Origin of the sequence: Streptomyces huiliensis (genome assembly GCF_020037025.1) — a bacterium.
Lineage (GTDB): Bacteria > Actinomycetota > Actinomycetes > Streptomycetales > Streptomycetaceae > Streptomyces > Streptomyces huiliensis.
Genome location: NZ_JAIQLH010000129.1, coordinates 1 through 15566 on the forward strand (window position 1 = coordinate 1; position 15566 = coordinate 15566).

General features: G+C 73.2%; 15 protein-coding genes and 1 tRNA gene. 4 read left to right on the plus strand and 12 right to left on the minus strand.

Translation table 11 applies throughout. The features are described from left to right. The coding region (locus tag JNW98_RS36245) for a DUF2510 domain-containing protein (protein ID WP_263421069.1) at nt 1–1131 on the minus strand (1131 nt) is incomplete at its 3' end. A gap of 398 nt (nt 1132–1529) precedes the next feature. Between JNW98_RS36245 and JNW98_RS21980 the strand changes: the two genes are divergently transcribed. Continuing rightward, a complete protein-coding gene (locus JNW98_RS21980; protein ID WP_223769989.1) occupies nt 1530–1946 on the plus strand; it encodes an SsgA family sporulation/cell division regulator in 417 nt (138 codons plus the stop codon). Between the two features lie 37 nt (nt 1947–1983). Here JNW98_RS21980 and JNW98_RS21985 read toward each other — a convergent pair whose 3' ends face one another. Then, the gene (locus tag JNW98_RS21985) at nt 1984–3351 is read right to left on the minus strand and encodes an FAD-binding oxidoreductase (protein ID WP_223769990.1); all 1368 of its coding nucleotides are present in this window, start codon (nt 3349–3351) and stop codon (nt 1984–1986) included. A gap of 133 nt (nt 3352–3484) precedes the next feature. Next, nucleotides 3485–4630, minus strand: coding sequence for a 4-hydroxyphenylpyruvate dioxygenase (gene hppD / locus JNW98_RS21990; protein ID WP_223769991.1), 1146 nt, complete (start codon nt 4628–4630; stop codon nt 3485–3487). 121 nt (nt 4631–4751) lie between these two features. Between hppD and JNW98_RS21995 the strand changes: the two genes are divergently transcribed. Further along, nucleotides 4752–5219, plus strand: coding sequence for an Lrp/AsnC family transcriptional regulator (locus JNW98_RS21995; RefSeq protein WP_223769992.1), 468 nt, complete (start codon nt 4752–4754; stop codon nt 5217–5219). A 233-nt stretch (nt 5220–5452) separates the two neighbouring features. Here JNW98_RS21995 and JNW98_RS22000 read toward each other — a convergent pair whose 3' ends face one another. From JNW98_RS22000 to JNW98_RS22040, 9 genes are all read right to left on the minus strand, one after another. Beyond that, entirely contained in the window at nt 5453–6256 is an 804-nt protein-coding gene (locus JNW98_RS22000) for a S16 family serine protease (protein WP_223769993.1), read from the minus strand. 85 nt (nt 6257–6341) lie between these two features. Further along, the gene (locus JNW98_RS22005) at nt 6342–6983 is read right to left on the minus strand and encodes an IclR family transcriptional regulator (protein WP_004950572.1); all 642 of its coding nucleotides are present in this window, start codon (nt 6981–6983) and stop codon (nt 6342–6344) included. Nucleotides 6984–7284: 301 nt separating this feature from the next. Further along, on the minus strand, nt 7285–9072 hold the full coding sequence (locus JNW98_RS22010; protein ID WP_223769994.1) for a DEAD/DEAH box helicase: 1788 nt from the start codon (nt 9070–9072) through the stop codon (nt 7285–7287). 190 nt (nt 9073–9262) lie between these two features. Beyond that, nucleotides 9263–9655: a type II toxin-antitoxin system death-on-curing family toxin gene (locus tag JNW98_RS22015; protein WP_223769995.1), complete on the minus strand. Its 393-nt coding sequence runs from the start codon at nt 9653–9655 to the stop codon at nt 9263–9265. Next, nucleotides 9652–9852 carry a CopG family transcriptional regulator gene (locus JNW98_RS22020; protein WP_223769996.1) on the minus strand — a complete coding sequence of 67 codons (201 nt, stop codon included), beginning with the start codon at nt 9850–9852 and terminating at the stop codon, nt 9652–9654. The genes JNW98_RS22015 and JNW98_RS22020 overlap by 4 nt, the downstream gene beginning before the upstream one ends. 83 nt (nt 9853–9935) lie before the next feature. Next, the gene (locus tag JNW98_RS22025) at nt 9936–11456 is read right to left on the minus strand and encodes an MFS transporter (RefSeq protein WP_223769997.1); all 1521 of its coding nucleotides are present in this window, start codon (nt 11454–11456) and stop codon (nt 9936–9938) included. A gap of 113 nt (nt 11457–11569) precedes the next feature. After that, entirely contained in the window at nt 11570–12640 is a 1071-nt protein-coding gene (locus JNW98_RS22030; protein ID WP_223769998.1) for a YeiH family protein, read from the minus strand. Nucleotides 12641–12710: 70 nt separating this feature from the next. Next, entirely contained in the window at nt 12711–13265 is a 555-nt protein-coding gene (locus JNW98_RS22035; RefSeq protein WP_223769999.1) for a cysteine dioxygenase family protein, read from the minus strand. Nucleotides 13266–13377: 112 nt separating this feature from the next. Beyond that, complete coding sequence (locus JNW98_RS22040; protein ID WP_223770000.1) at nt 13378–14283, minus strand: LysR family transcriptional regulator; 906 nt, start codon at nt 14281–14283, stop codon at nt 13378–13380. An 88-nt stretch (nt 14284–14371) separates the two neighbouring features. On the opposite strand from JNW98_RS22040, the gene JNW98_RS22045 reads away from it, so the two are divergent. Beyond that, entirely contained in the window at nt 14372–15289 is a 918-nt protein-coding gene (locus JNW98_RS22045; RefSeq protein WP_223770001.1) for an alpha/beta fold hydrolase, read from the plus strand. 131 nt (nt 15290–15420) lie between these two features. Then, a tRNA-Cys gene (locus tag JNW98_RS22050) sits at nt 15421–15492 on the plus strand. The last annotated feature ends 74 nt before the right edge of the window (nt 15493–15566 follow it).

Sequence of the window (15566 nt, forward strand, 5' to 3'; positions counted from 1 at the left end):
GGGCGCGGCCTGCTGGGCGGGCAGAGGCTGGGCGGCGGAGGCCGGTTGCGGGGCGGGCTGCTGCGGCGCGGGGGCGGGCGGTGGGCCGGCGGGGGTCGCCTGCTGCTGCCCGGGCATCTGCTGCGGGGCCGCGGCGGCCGTCTGCTGCACGGGCAGGGACTGGGCCTGCGGCTGGGGGTGCGACTGGGGGTGCGACTGGGGCTGAGGGTGCGGCTGTCGCGGTGGGACGGGTTGGTGGGTGGGCTGCCGGTGAGGCTGGGGCTGGTGCTGGTGCTGGTTTTGAAGCTGCTGTTGCGGGCTCTGACCCGGGCTCAGGTTCCGGTCCGGGCTCGGGTTCGGGTGCCGGTCCGTCCGCTGCGGCTGCTCCGACGGCGTCCAGCCGCCGTAAGGCGACGCGCCCGGGGCGCCGACCTGCCCCTGTCCCCCGGCCGGGGACGGAAACGGAACCTGGCCCTGCGCTTGTCCCCGGCCCTGCGCCTGCTCCTGAGCCTGAACTTGCTGCGGCAGCGGCCGTGCCGTCACCGGCCGGGGCGTCGGGTCCGGCTCCCGGTGCCACGCCTCCTCGCCCGGCCGCCGCTGCTCGCCCCCGGGCTGCGCCGCCGACGACGAGCGCCCGCCGAGGTCCACGGTCCCCTCGCGGCCCCGCGGCCCGGCGGCGTCCGGCAGCCGCGGATCGCGGGAACCCGGAACGGACTGCTCCGGCACGGCCCGGCCACCGCCGTACCCCTGGTCGTATCCGTAACCGCTCCCTCCGGCGCGGCCGTCCGCCCGGCCGGCGTCCGCGCCCCCGGCACCCCAGGCGTCACGCGCGTCACGGCCACCACCGATGGCACCCGCCGCCGGTTCCTCGTCCAGGAACACCGGTCCCGTCTCGTCCGCCGACGGAGCGCCGCCCCGCCGCGGCCCGGCAGGGCCGCCCGGGCCCTGCCGCACGGGCTGCGGGACCGGCGGCGGCGCCTGCACCCCCGGCGGCGGCGCGGGCAGCGGCTCGCCGTCCGCGGGCGCGGGCCGGCTCGTCCCGGGGACCCAGGCGGTGCCGCTCCAGTAGCGGATGTAGCCGGGGATGGACGGGTCCGGGTAGAAGCCGGCGCCGGGGCTGCTGCCGGCGGATCCCGGGATGGGTGCGCTCATGGTCTCCGGTGTCCCGTATCTGTTCGGCCGTGCTGGGATGTCAGGCAGTCTGCCGCACTGGCGTGATGTCCTGTGTACCGCTCCGGTGCCCGTGCTCGCGACTGCGGACGCGTTTCCCTGTGACCTCTATGCGCAAAAGACAACCCGGGGCGCGGCCAACAGGTCTACCAGACGGCATTCCTCCATGGGATGCGTTGCCGACGGAACCACTCACACGTGCGACCGGAGAGACCACGCGATGCCGCACGCGGGTGGTGTGGAGGGTGAGACGCGCGAGCAGGCGAGGAGGCGGTGCGAAGTCGCGTCATGACCCGGGGCCGGTCCGCTCTGTTCTGTGCGGACCCGGTTCGCGAGAGACCGCGCACCGGGCACTGGAACGGAGCGAGAGGGCGCACTTCATGTATTCCGTGGTGGAGCGAGACCTGGAGATCGACCTGGTGCTGTCGCCGGGGCACTGTGTCCCGGTGCCGGCCCGGCTGCACTACCGGGCGGAGGATCCGTACGCGGTACGGATCTCCTTCCATGTGACGTCGGACGAGCCGGTCAACTGGACGTTCGGGCGAGAGCTGTTGACGGAGGGGCTGCGGCGCGCCAGCGGTACGGGTGACGTCCGCGTGTGGCCCGCGCGGACCGGGGGCCGGTCGGTGGTGTGCGTGGGGCTGACCTCGCCGGACGGGGAGGCCCTGCTCCAGGCGCCGGCGGAGGAGGTGGCGGGCTGGCTGGACGGCACCCTGCGGCTGGTGCCGCTCGGAGCGGAGCGGGAACGGCTCGGACTGGACGAGGGGCTGCGGGAGTTGCTGGCGCAGGGGACCTGAGGGAGCGGCGGGGGCGAGCCCGGGCCCGCCCCCGCCCTCAGAACACCTTCCCCGGATTGAGGATCCCCAGCGGGTCGAACACCGCCTTGATCCCCCGCTGCATCTCCATCGCCACCGGCCCGGCCTCCCTCGCCAGCCACTCCTTCTTCAGCAGCCCCACACCGTGCTCCCCGGTGATCGTGCCGCCGAGTTCGAGACCGAGCGCCATGATCGCGTCGAACGACTCCCGGGCGCGGCGCGCCTCGTCCTCGTCGGCGGGGTCGAAGCAGACGACGGGGTGGGTGTTGCCGTCGCCGGCGTGCGCGCAGACGCCGATGACGAGCCCGTACCGGTCGGCGATGGCGGCGGTGCCGTCGAAGAACGCGGCGAGGCGCCCGCGCGGGACGCACACGTCGTCGACCATGGTGGCCGGGCGCAGGGCCTCCAGGGCGGGCAGCGCGGCGCGCCGGGCGTGGAGCAGGAGTTCGGACTCGGCCGGGTCGTCGGCGGGGACGACCTCGGTGGCCCCCGAGGCGGTGCACACCTCGGCGACGGCCGCGAGGTCGGGGCCGGGGTCGGGGGTGTCGAAGGCGGCGAGGAGCAGGGCCGCGGTGGACTCGGGGAGGCCCATGCCGGTCAGGGAGTTGACGGCCCGGACCGTGGTGCGGTCCATCAGCTCCAGCAGCGACGGCGCGTGCCCGCGCGTCATGATCCGGCGGACGGCCTCGCAGGCCGCGGCGGTGGACGGGAACTCGGCGGCGAGCGCGAGCTGCGGAGCCGGCGCGGGGCGGAGGGCGAGGACGGCCCGGACGACGACGCCGAGGCCGCCCTCGGAGCCGACGAACAGCCGCGTCAGGTCGAGGCCGGCGACGCCCTTGGCGGTACGGCGGCCGGTGGTGAGCAGCCGGCCGTCGGCGAGGACGACGTCCAGCCCGAGCACGTACTCGGCGGTGACGCCGTACTTGACGCAGCACAGGCCGCCGGACGCGGTACCGATGTTGCCGCCGATGGTGCACTGCTCCCAGCTGGACGGGTCCGGCGGGTAGCAGAGCCCGTGCTCGGCGACGGCGCGGGAGAGCACGGCGTTGACGACGCCCGGCTCGACGACGGCGATGCGCTCGACCGGGTCGATCTCCAGGATCCGGTCCATCTTGACGAGCGACAGCACGACGCAGCCGTCGACGGCGTTCGCCGCGCCCGACAGGCCGGTGCGGGCGCCCTGCGGGACGACCGGGACGCGGAGCGCGGTCGCGGTCCGCATCACGTGCCGCACCTGCTCCACCGTCCGGGGCAGGACGACGGCGGCAGGGGCGCCGGCGGGGCAGAAGCTCGCCATGTCGTTGGCGTAGGAGGCGGTGACGTCGGGGTCGGTGAGGACCGCCCCTTCGGGGAGTCCTTCGCGCAGGAGACTGATCAGATCGCCCATGTGTTCACCTTCCCACCCGGGGGCGGCCGGTGGTAGATCGCGCACCGGGCGCGGCGCGGCCCCGCCGGGGAGGGCGGGACCGCGCCGGGTGGGGGTGGGTTCAGGGTGCCGGGCGGGGCTCAGCGGGCCGGGCTCAGAGGTTGCCGCGCTTGTCCTGCTCCCGCTCCAGGGCCTCGAAGAGGGCCTTGAAGTTGCCCTTGCCGAAGCCCATGGAGCCGTGGCGCTCGATCATCTCGAAGAAGACGGTCGGGCGGTCCTCGACCGGCTTGGTGAAGATCTGGAGGAGGTAGCCGTCCTCGTCGCGGTCCACCAGGATCTTCAGCTCGCGCAGCGTCTCCACCGGCACGCGGGTCTCGCCGGCCCACTCGCCGAGGGTGTCGTAGTAGCTGTCCGGCGTGTCCAGGAACTGCACACCGGCCGCCTTCATCTGCCGCACGGTGGTGACGATGTCGTTGGTGGCGAGGGCGATGTGCTGGACGCCCGGGCCGCCGTAGAACTCCAGGTACTCGTCGATCTGGGACTTCTTCTTGGCGATCGCGGGCTCGTTGAGCGGGAACTTCACCTTCCGGGTGCCGTCCGCGACGACCTTGGACATCAGCGCGGAGTACTCGGTGGCGATGTCGTCGCCGACGAACTCCTTCATGTTCGTGAAGCCCATGACCCGGTGGTAGAACTCCACCCACTCGTCCATCCGGCCGAGCTCGACGTTGCCGACGCAGTGGTCGATGGCCTGGAAGTTGCGCTTGGCGGGCGGCGCCACGATCGGCTCGGCGGCGACGAAGCCGGGCAGGTACGGGCCGGTGTAGCCGGAGCGGTCCACCAGGGTGTGGCGGGTCTGGCCGTAGGTGGCGATGGAGGCCAGGACGACGGTCCCGTGCTCGTCCTTCACCTCGAACGGCTCCTCCAGGCCCCGCGCGCCGTGCTCCACCGCGTAGGCGTAGGCGGCACGGGCGTCCGGCACCTCGATGGCCAGGTCCACGACGCCGTCGCCGTGCTCGGCCACGTGCTCCGCCAGGAAGCGGCCGCGGTCGGTGGCGGCCTTGATGACGGTGGTGAACACGAACCGGGCGCCGCCCGACTCCAGGACGTAACTCGCCGTCTCCCGGCTGCCGTTCTCCGGTCCGGAGTAGGCGACCAGCCTCATGCCGAAGGCCGAGGAGTAGTAGTGCGCGGCCTGCTTGGCGTTCCCGACGGCGAAGACCACCGCGTCCATCCCCTTGACCGGGAAGGGGTCGGCCTGCCGAGCGGTGTCAAAGGTGTGTTCTGTGGTCTGCGTCATACGCGCAGCGTCTCGCCGATCCACAAGGTGCGCAATAGTTTCTGTTTTTGCTGGGCAACCTGCACAGTGGACGCCCGGAACCGCCGGACGTTCTGTACATGGTGACCACGAGGGGTCGGCTGTGGCGATCGATCGTTTGGACGGCAGGCTGATCGAGCTGCTGGCGGAGGAACCGCGCATCGGCGTCCTTGAGGCGTCCCGCCGACTGGGCGTCGCCCGCGGCACGGTCCAGGCCCGGCTGGACCGGCTGCTCTCCCAGGGCGTCATCCGCGGCTTCGGGCCGGACGTGGACCCGGCGGCGCTCGGTTATCCCGTGACGGCCTTCGCCACCCTGGAGATCAAGCAGGGGGAGGGGCCGGATGTCCGGTCCCATCTGGCCGGGGTGCCCGAGGTGCTGGAGTTGCACACCATCACCGGGCATGGGGACATGCTGTGCCGGCTCGTGGCGCGGTCGAACGCGGATCTTCAGCGGGTGATCGACAAGGTGGTGGGGATCGAGGGGATCGTGCGGGCTTCCACGGCGATCGTTATGGAGGATGCGGTGCCTTTGCGGATCATTCCGTTGGTGCGGCAGGCGGCTGGGGGGTGAGGGGTGCCCCAGACCCGCCCCTTCGCCGTTTCCCGGGGGCAAGCCCCCCGGACCCCCGAAACCGCGCTCCGCGCGGTTGTCCTCAAACGCCGGACGGGCTGGATTCAGCCCGACCGGCGTTTGAGGACTGGGGGTGCCCCCTCTGGGGGAGCCCGCAGGGCGCTTCGGGGGTGCGGGGGCGCAGCCCCTGCAAGAAACGGTGAAAGGGCGGGGCCGGGGCAACCCCCACCGCGTCAACAACGCGGCACCGAACCCCCGGACGCCAGCCCACGCAACGCCTCGACGGCGCCCTTCACGTCAGTGACCGGTACCAGGCGCAAGCCAGATGGCGCACCCGCCGAAGCCTCCGCACACTGCGCCTTGGGCACAAGGAACACCCCCGCCCCGTCCCGCCCGGCAGCCTGCACCTTCAGCCCCACGCCGCCCACCGGTCCCACCGTCCCGTCGGGATCGATCGTCCCGGTCCCCGCGATCGTCTTCCCCCCGGTGAGATCACCACCGCGCCCGTCCCCGTCGAGCTTGTCGATGATCCCGAGAGTGAACATCAACCCGGCGCTCGGCCCCCCGATGTCTCCCAGGCTCAGGCTGACCTTGACGTCGGAAGGCGACCGGTGGAGGTGGCGTAGAGCGGCCCGCACGGCCGAGTCCTGGGACTTCTTCATCTCCTCGACGTTGTGCTCCTCCGTCTCCTCGTCGGACTTGCCGGGCGGGAAGACGGAGTCGTGCGGCAGGACCGTCCGGTCCGTGCGGAACCAGTCCGACGCCACCTCGGGCAGCGTGATCTCCGCGTCCGGCCCGGTCGCGATGATCGAGACCATGCGCAGCTGGCCCTTGGTCGGGCGGGCCTCCGCCCCGCTGACCGTGATCACGGGCTTGCCCTGGTGGTCGCCCAGGACGTTCACCGTCCAGCCCGGCCGCGCGACCGTGAACGGCAGCGGCGCGAACGCGGCGGTCAGGAGCAGCGCCAGGACGGGCACGGCGCTGACGACGAGGGTCCGGGTGCGGCGGGACCACGCGGACGGAGACGAAAGTGGCATACCGCGAATCTAGTTCACCGCCGCACCACGGAGACCCGCGGCCTCACCGGAGCGGCCTCACCGGAGCGGCCTCACCGGAGCGGCCTCACCGCAAGGCGTCGGCCACCTCCTTCGCCGCCTCCATCACCCGGGGCCCGACCCGGTGCGGTACGGCGTCGGTGAGCATGACGACCCCGACGCTGCCCTCGATGCCGCTCACCCCGAGCAGCGGCGCGGCGGCGCCGCTGGCGCCCGTCTCCAGTTCGCCGTGGGTCAGGGCGTACCCGGGGTTGTCGACCTCGCCGGCCCGGGCGGCGAGTATCGCCCGGCCGGCCGCGCCGCGGTCCAGGGGGTGTCGAAACCCGGCGCGGTAGGCGACGTGGTAGTCGGTCCAGGTCGGCTCGACGACGGCGACGGCCAGCGCCTCCGCGCCGTCGACGAGCGTGAGGTGGGCCGTCGCCCCGACGTCCTCGGCGAGCGCCCGCAGCGCGGGCAGCGCGGCCTCCCTGACCAGCGGGTGGACCTGGCGTCCGAGCCGTAGGACGCCGAGCCCGACGCGGGCCCGGCCGCCGATGTCCCGGCGGACGAGTTCGTGCTGCTCCAGCGTGGCGAGCAGCCGGTAGACGACCGTGCGGTTGACCCCGAGCCGGGTGGCCAGCTCGGTGACGGTCAACCCGTGATCGGTCTCGGCGAGCAGTTTCAGGACACGCAGTCCTCTGTCGAGCGTCTGCGAAGTCTCCGCGGTCACGACGCCCCCTCCTCCGATGAAAGGCGGGCTCCCATCGCGGTGGGGTTGCGCTTCCGGTCCCGTCCGGCAGCGCGCGAGGAGAGGCCGCCGGGTCGCTTGACGCATACGTTCCTTGACGCATACCACCGGCCGCGCTCCGCGGCGGCGCTGCCACGGGGCGTGTACGTTGACCGGCACGGTAGCGAGCCGGTCCGCTCTCCGGAAGAGTCTGCCCACAATCCGGGCGCCCCGCAGACCATTTGAGAAATGGACGATCAGCGAACCGCATCGCCGCGGGCACCCGGATATCAGGGCACAGGGGTCACTTCATGCGCGTGGCCCACTCGCGCACCTTCTTGATGCGCTCGTTCAGCTGCCCGGCCGTGGCCTCGGCGCTCGGCGGCCCGCCGCAGGTGCGGCGCAGCTCGGTGTGGATCACGCCGTGCGGCTTGCCGCTCTGGTGCGAGTAGGCGCCGACCAGGGAGTTCAGCCGCTTGCGCAGCTCCAGCAGCTCCTTGTGGGTGACCACGGGCCGGCGCTCGGCCGGCATCTCCAGCAGGTCGGCCTCCTCGTCGGGCTTCCGCCGGCTGTGCGCGATCTGCCGAGCCTGCCGCTTCTGGAGCAGCAGCTGCACCTGCTCCGGCTCCAGCAGCCCGGGGATGCCGAGGTAGTCCTGCTCCTCCTCGCTGCCGGGGTGGGCCTGCATGCCGAACTCGGCGCTGTTGTAGAGCACCCGGTCGAAGACCGCGTCCGACTCCAACGCCTCGAAGGGCAGCATGTCCTGCTCGCCCGTGTCCTCGTCCTGCTGTTTCTCCGCTTCGGCGAGCTCCTTCTCGGACTCGGCGTAGGGGTCCTCCTCGCCCTCCTTCTTGGGCTTGTCGAGGACGTGGTCGCGCTCCACCTCCATCTCGTTGGCGAAGCCCAGCAGCATGGGGATGGTCGGCAGGAAGACCGACGCCGTCTCGCCGCGCCGCCGCGACCGCACGAAGCGGCCGACCGCCTGCGCGAAGAACAGCGGCGTCGAGATCGTCGTCGCGTAGACGCCGACCGCGAGCCGGGGCACGTCCACGCCCTCGGACACCATGCGGACGGCGACCATCCAGCGGGAGTCGCCCGCCGAGAAGTCGTCGATGCGCTGCGAGGCCCCCGAGTCGTCGGAGAGGACGACGGTCGGGCCCTCGCCGGTGATCTCCCGGAGGAGCTTGGCGTAGGCGCGCGCCGAGTCCTGGTCGGAGGCGATGACGAGGGCGCCCGCGTCCGGGATGCTCTTGCGGACCTCGGTGAGCCGGCGGTCGGCCGCGCGCAGCACGTTCGGCATCCAGTCGCCGCGCGGGTCGAGCGCGGTGCGCCAGGCCTGGCTGATCGCGTCCTTGGTCATCGGCTCGCCGAGGCGGGCCTCCAGCTCGTCGCCGGCCTTGGTGCGCCAGCGCATGTTGCCGCTGTAGGAGAGGAAGATGACCGGGCGGACGACGCCGTCGTTGAGGGCGTTGCCGTAGCCGTAGGTGTAGTCGGCGGCGGACCGCCGGATTCCGTCGTTGCCCTCCTCGTAGGTGACGAACGGGATCGGGTTGGTGTCGGAGCGGAACGGCGTGCCGGTGAGGGCGAGCCGCCGGGTGGCCGGCTCGAACGCCTCCAGGCACGCCTCGCCCCAGGACTTGGAGTCGCCCGCGTGGTGGATCTCGTCGAGGATGACGAGCGTCTTGCGCTGTTCGCAGCGGTTGCGGTGCAGCATCGGACGTACGCCGACACCCGCGTACGTCACGGCGACGCCGTGGTACTCGCGGCCCAGCGGGCCCGCGCTGTACTCCGGGTCGAGCTTGATGCCTATGCGGGCGGCGGCCTCCGCCCACTGCTTCTTCAGGTGCTCGGTCGGTGCGACGACGGTCACCTGCTGGACGACGTGGTGGTGCAGCAGCCAGGACGCGAGGGTGAGCGCGAAGGTGGTCTTGCCGGCGCCGGGGGTGGCGACGGCGAGGAAGTCGCGCGGCTGCTCCTGGATGTACTTCCCCATCGCGCCCTCCTGCCAGGCGCGCAGCTTGTTCGCGGTACCCCAGGGGGCCCGGCCGGGGAAGGCGGGCGAAAGGTGGTGGTTGGCTGTGGTGGTAGTCACGGTCTCCGTCGGCTGGATCGGGGCCTTGAGAAATCGGTAAACGACAACCGCGTCAGCCTACCGGGGGCCGGGGCGGGACCGTCCGCGCGCGCGGACACTCAAACGGTCGCAGCCGGTCCCGACCGGTTCCGGCCGGTTCCGGATCATTTCGTACAGCCCCTGGTGGACGCGGGCGGCAGGCCCCCGGCCGTCAGCCGGCGAGCAGCTCCCGCAGCCGCCGTGAGACTTCCGCCACGTCCCGCACCCGGCCGGTGGTGACGTCGAGGACGAGCCGCTCGGCGGCGTCGACGTCCCGCCGGAGCTCCACGGCGTGCAGGGCGAGGAACGTCACGCAGGCCAGCCAGGCGGTCCGCTTGTTCCCGTCGACCAGCGGATGGTTGACCGCCACCCCCTGGAGCAGCGCGGCGGCCTTGTCCACGAGATCGGGGTGCACCTGCTGCCCGTACATCTCCGCCGCCGGCCGGTGCACGGCGGACGCCAGCCCTCCGGCGTCGCGGACGACGACCTCGGTGTCCCCGGCGCAGGCGCACCCGGCCACGACCAAGGCGTCCTCGGGCGTCAGGTAATCAGTCGCCGCCCTCATTTGAGCCGGTCCAGCAGCTCGCGCCAGGTCTCCGCCTGCTCGGCCGCCGTCCGCCGCACCCGCGCCCGGCGGTCGGTCGCGGACAGGTACTCGTCCACCGCGCGCAGGGCGGCGGCATGCGGACTGACGCCTTCCAGGCGCGCCCGCTCGCGCAGCGCGGCCGTACGGTCGTCGTCGAGGCGGAGATTCATGGACATGCCCGAACGCTAGGGGGCGACGGCCGGAACCGGTACCGGTTTCCGGCCCGGCGGCGGCGCCCCCGCGGACCCCGTTCCCCGGGTCAGGAGGCGCTCCTCGCCTCGCTGCCGCTCGTCGACTCGGCGCCGCTCGACGCCGTCACCCGCCCGCCGCCCTCGCCCGCCGGCGGGTGGAGGCGGGTGGTGATCCAGGCGCCGGCCAGGGCCACCGCCGCCAGGGTGACGTAGACGGAGACGAAGGCGGCGTGCGGGGCCGCCGTGTCGGTTGCGTCGCCGTCGGTGGTGGCGGTTCCGCCGCCGAAGGCGCCGAAGAGGACACCGCCCGCACCGACGAGGACGATGTTGCCGAGCGCGTCGGAGAGCTGGAGGGCGGCGGAGTTGATCCCCTCCTCGCCCGGGCGGGAGAGGGAGAGGACGAGGATGCCGCTGCTGGAGATGGTCAGGCCGATGCCGTAGCCGCCGATGATCCAGGCGACGGCGACGAGCCAGACGGGCACGCCGTCGAGCAGGACCAGCGGCACCATGGCGACGGAGACCGCGACGAGCACCATGCCCAGGCCCATCAGCCGGTTCCGGTGCCGCTCCAGGCCGGAGCGGCTCTGGGTGAACGAGCCGAGGGCCCAGGCGAGTCCGCCGCCGGTCAGGGAGAGGCCGGCCGCGGTGGCGGACAGGCCGCGCTCGCTGACCAGCATCAGCGGGATGAAGCTCTCCGCGCCGAGGAACGCGCCGGCCGCGACACCGCGCAGCAGCACCACGGACGGCAGCCCGCGCGCGGCCCGGAACGTGCCCTTCGGCACCAGCCGGACGATGGACGGCGCGAGCAGCGCGAGGCCGACGAGGGCCGGGGCCAGGGCGATCCAGGTGCGGTCCTGGCCGGCGTACTGGAGCAGCCCGGCACCGCCGGCGACGGCCAGGGCGAGGAGGACGCGCCGCCGGTCCAGGGCGCCGCCCCGGTCGTCCCGGGGCAGCTTCCGCAGGGCCGGCAGCATGATCAGCAGCGGCAGCAGGACCAGCACCGGGATCGCCAGGAACACCCAGCGCCAGCTCAGCTGCTCGGCGACCGACCCCGCGACCACCGGCCCGACCAGGACCGGGACCACCCAGGCCGCCGAGAACGCGGCGAGGATCTTCGCCCGCAGCCGCTCGGGGTAGGCGCGGCCCACGACCACGTACAGCGACACCAGCACCAGGCCGCCGCCCAGCCCCTGCACGAAGCGGGAGCCCACGAACATCCACATGTCCTGCGAGCAGCCCGCGAGGACGAGTCCGGCACCGAACGCTCCGATGCCGGTGAACAGCGGCCCGAGCGGTCCCGAGCGGTCGCTCCACTCCCCCGAGAGCGCCATCGAGAACAGGCTCGCCGTGAAGTAGGCGGAGAACGCGAAGGCGTAGAGGCCGATGCCGTCGAGGGCGCGGGCGGCGATGGGCATCGCCGTGCTGACCGCGCTGGCCTCGAAGGCGATGAGCGAGATGACGGAGATGATGCCGAAGGTGAGCCCCCGGTAGCGGCGGCCGAGCACACCGCCTTCGTCGTCCGGCGGGAGCGCGGGGACGGAGGGGGACGCGGGGCCTGGCGGAGGGGGTATGGAGTCGGCGGTGCTCATGTCAGGCAGCGTAGGGACGGGGCGTTCGGACCGCCTCTGGCCGGGGAACCGAATCGTCCTCATCCCTTCGCCCTACCTCCGGAGTCACACGAGCCACGTGAGGGCGGCGGCCGTCACGCCGTCAGCAGCACACCCGCGTAGGACACCCCCGCGATCACCACCCACGAGCACAGCCCCAGCGTCGCGACCCGCCCCCCGGTCCGTACCAGCGAGGGCAGGTGGACCGCGCTGCCGAGCCCGAACAGGGCGGCGGCGAGCAGCAGTTCCTGGACGTGCTGGGCGCCGTCGAGCACACCGCCCGGGACGAGGCCGGTGCTGCGTACGGCGACCATGGCGAGGAAGCCGGCGACGAAGAGGGGGACGAGCGGGGGCCGCTTCCCGTCCGCGGCGGGCACTTTCTCTCCGGCCACCGCCCGCGCGTGGGCGCGCCGCCGGCTCGCGGACACGGCGACGGCCGCCACGAGAGGCGCCAGCAGCGCCACGCGCATCAGCTTCACCAGAACCGCTTCCCCGAGCGCCGTCGGACCGGCCGTCTGCGCCGTCGCCACCACCTGGCCGACGTCGTGCACGCCGGCGCCGACCCAGCGCCCGAACTGCGTGTCGTCCAGCCCCAGCGGGTGGTGCAGCAGCGGCAGCACGGCGATGGCGAGCGTCCCGCACAGCGTGACGAGGGCGACGGACGTGGCGACGTCCTCCTCGTCACTGCCCGAGACCTCGCTGACCGCCCCGATCGCGGAGGCGCCGCAGATCGAGTAGCCGGTCGCGATCAGCAGCGGCTGGTCGCCGCGCAGCCCGAGCCGGCGGCCGAGCCAGAGCGTGCCGAAGAAGGTGGCCGTGACGACCGCGAGCACCATCGCTACCGTCGCCCAGCCGACCCCGAGCACGTCGCCGATGCTCAGCTTCAGCCCGAGGAGGACGACGCCGACGCGCATCAGCCGCTTCCCGGCGAGCGTCAGCCCCGGCCGCCCGACGCCCCGCACCCGGGCCTTGACGCCGGGCACGTGGGCGGCGGCGATGCCGAGCACCACGGCGGCGGTGAGCATGGGGACGGCGGGGACGAGCCGGTGCACCGTCCAGGCGAGGGCGACGCCGAGGGCCGCCATGGCCAGTCCGGGGAGCTTGCCGGGGGGCGCGGCGGCCGTGCGGGTACGGGCCCCGGCCGGCCGCGCGTTGGTCAGCGCCATGACGGCTGTTCTCCCTGCCCTTCCGGATGAAATGAGTTATATGACCGGCAAACCCTAGATGAACGGCTTGTCACAGCTCGTCGGCGGGCAGGTGGTAGACGCGGCGCACGCTGGAGCCCAGCCGCGCGACGTCCGCGCCGTAGACGTGGATCGAGATCGCGGTGGACGAACAGGCGTTGCGCACCCGGTGGATGTCGCCGGGCGGAGCGAAGCCGCAGACGTCGCCCTGCGCGTTGACGACGTCCTCGGTGGCGACGAGCCGGCAGCTCGTGCCGTCGGGGACGAGGCGGTAGCGGCGCTCGCTCTCGGCACCCTGGTGGACGCCGGTCACACACCACGAGACGTGGTCGTGGATGGAGGTCTGCTGCCCCGGCAGCCAGACCAGGGCGACGACGGAGAAGCTGCCGTCCGGCTCGGCGTGCAGGATGTGCTGGCGGTAGCGCTCGGGGTCACCCTCGCACTGCTCGGGCGTGAGCAGGTCGTCGGCGCCGAGGTGGCCGGCGATCCGCTCGCCGACGAGGTAGGCCGTCGTGTCCGGCGGCAGGCCGCGGCCCACTGCCTCCCGGACGTCGTCGATGAGCCCGCGGAGCCGGGCGGTCGTCGCAAGTGCGGTAGGAGTGGTCATACGGGCAGCGTCGGGGGCGTGATCCATCACGTCCAACGACAGTTTGTTGACCGGGACCCAACGTCCGCTTATGGGTGGCCCGGACGCGCCGGGCGAGGGGAGGACGGCCCCCTCAGCACCCCACCCGCCGCGCCGCCGCGGCCTTGAGCTCGTCGAGGACCAGCGCGGTGGCGGGGACGCGCAGGTGGTCGCGGAGGACGTACGCGGAGACCCGGCGCCGGGAGGCGGGGTCGAGCGCCCGTCCGGTGATCCGGTCGTGGCGCAGGAACGACAGCACGAGCCCCGGCATCATCGCCACCCCCAGCCCCTCGGCGACGAGGGACTGCACGACCAGGTTGTCGTCGGTGGTGAAGGCTATGTCGGGGGCGAAGCCGACCTCGGCGCACTCGTGCAGGAAGTTGGTGCGGCAGCGCAGGCAGCCGGCGATCCACCGCTCGTCGGCGAGGTCGGCCAGCCCGACGGCCCGGCGGCGGGCCAGCGGGTGCCCGGCGGGGAGCAGTACGGTCAGCTGGTCCTCCAGCAGCGGTATCTCCGCGAGCTCGTCCGGCACCTCGTCGTGCAGTCCGGGGTAGGTGAAGGCGAGGGTGATGTCGCACTCGCCGCGGACCAGCCGGCGGAGGGAGTCGGGCGGCTCGCCCTCCAGCAGCTCGACGCGGACGCCGGGGTGGTCGGCGGCGAGCCGGGCCAGGGCCTCCGGGACGAGGGTGGCGCCGGCGCTGGGGAAGGCGCAGACCCGCACGCGACCGGCCCGCAGCCTGGTCAGCGAACTCATCTGCTGCTGGGCGACGGTGAGGGTGTCCAGGATCGTCTCGGCGTGCCGGGACAGCGCCTCGCCCGCCTCCGTGAGCCGCATCCGGCGACCGACCCGGGTGAACAGCGGGGTGCCGACGGACCGCTCCAGGGCCTTCATCTGCTGGGTGATCGCGGGCTGCGTGTAGCCGAGCGCCCGGGCGGCCGCGGAGTACGAGCCCGCCGTGACCACCGCGTGGAACGTCTTGATGTGCCGGGAGTCGAACACGCCGGAATCATAAGCGGAATTTGGGGCAGCAGGCAGATCCGGCTTGAATGACTTCTGGATCAACGAACTTTTGGGGCATGGTGGACATATGGCGCCTCACACAGCTCACACCTCACGCTACGTCTCGTACGACACGGCGGAACTGGCCTACCGAGTGCTGGAAGCGCGCGCCGCCGACGACCCCGGCTCCCCCGGCTCCCCCGGTCAACCGATCGTCTGCCTCGCCGGCGGCCCCGGCCGGGACGCCGCGTACCTCGGCGACCTCGGCGGCCTGGACGCCCGGCACACCCTCGTCGTCCCCGACAGCCGGGGCACCGGCGACTCACCGCCCGCCGACGACCCCCGCGGCTACGCCTTCCCGGCCCTCGCCGAGGACGTCGAGGCGCTCCGCGGCCACCTCGGCCTCGACCGCTTCGCCCTCCTCGCGCACGACGCCGGCTGCGCCACCGCCCAGGCGTACGCCGCCCTCTACCCGCACCGGGTCAGCCACCTCGTCCTCGTCGCCCCCGGCTCCCGCCTCCAGGGCGAACTGCCCACGGACGCCGAGGAGATCTTCGAGTCACGCGCCGAGGAGGACTGGTGGGTGGACGCCTACGTCGCCGTCCACTCCCTCGCCGACACCCACGACTTCACCGAGGCCCGCGCCCTCCTCCGGCGCGCCGCCCCCATGGGCTACGGCCGCTGGGACGCCCCCCAGCAGGCCCACGCCGCCACCGAGGACGGCCAGCTCCACCCCGTACCCCGCATCGCCTTCTGGCAGGGCGTGGACGAACCCGCCCGCCGCGCCCTCCTCGAACACCTCCGCGCCGCCACCTTCCCCCTCCTCGTCCTCACCGGCGACCGCGACGCCATCACCGGCGTCCGCGCGGGCGAGATCGTCGCCGCCTCCTTCCCCGCGGCCTCCCGCACGGAGGTGCGGACGCTGTACGGGGTGGGGCACTACCCGTGGGTGGACGAGCCGGAGATGTTCCGCCCGGTGGTGGAGGACTTCCTGGCCGCCCGGTGAAGGCGGCGCGGCCGGCATGAACGCGGTGTGACACTCATGTGGCGCCTGCGGCCCACCTGTTGTGGCCCGCCGGACGACCTCCCTATCGTCGATGACAGAGCACGATCGTCGATGACGGAACACGACGACACGGCCGTGTGCCCGAGTGGTTCAGGGACTCGCCTGCAAAGCGAGTTACGCCGGTTCGAATCCGGTCACGGCCTCCGCTGGGGCGTGAGGTGCGCGGGGTGTCTGAGTAGCGGTACTCAGCCGCCCCGCGCACCGCGTCGGGTACCCG

Coding starts and splice junctions, on each gene's coding strand:
- JNW98_RS22045 (WP_223770001.1), top strand. CDS start 14,372: ATGGCGCCTCACACAGCTCACACCTCACGCTACGTCTCGTACGACACG.
- JNW98_RS22025 (WP_223769997.1), bottom strand. CDS start 11,456: ATGAGCACCGCCGACTCCATACCCCCTCCGCCAGGCCCCGCGTCCCCC.
- JNW98_RS21980 (WP_223769989.1), top strand. CDS start 1,530: ATGTATTCCGTGGTGGAGCGAGACCTGGAGATCGACCTGGTGCTGTCG.
- hppD (WP_223769991.1), bottom strand. CDS start 4,630: ATGACGCAGACCACAGAACACACCTTTGACACCGCTCGGCAGGCCGAC.
- JNW98_RS22030 (WP_223769998.1), bottom strand. CDS start 12,640: ATGGCGCTGACCAACGCGCGGCCGGCCGGGGCCCGTACCCGCACGGCC.
- JNW98_RS22000 (WP_223769993.1), bottom strand. CDS start 6,256: ATGCCACTTTCGTCTCCGTCCGCGTGGTCCCGCCGCACCCGGACCCTC.
- JNW98_RS22020 (WP_223769996.1), bottom strand. CDS start 9,852: ATGTCCATGAATCTCCGCCTCGACGACGACCGTACGGCCGCGCTGCGC.
- JNW98_RS21985 (WP_223769990.1), bottom strand. CDS start 3,351: ATGGGCGATCTGATCAGTCTCCTGCGCGAAGGACTCCCCGAAGGGGCG.
- JNW98_RS22035 (WP_223769999.1), bottom strand. CDS start 13,265: ATGACCACTCCTACCGCACTTGCGACGACCGCCCGGCTCCGCGGGCTC.
- JNW98_RS22015 (WP_223769995.1), bottom strand. CDS start 9,655: ATGAGGGCGGCGACTGATTACCTGACGCCCGAGGACGCCTTGGTCGTG.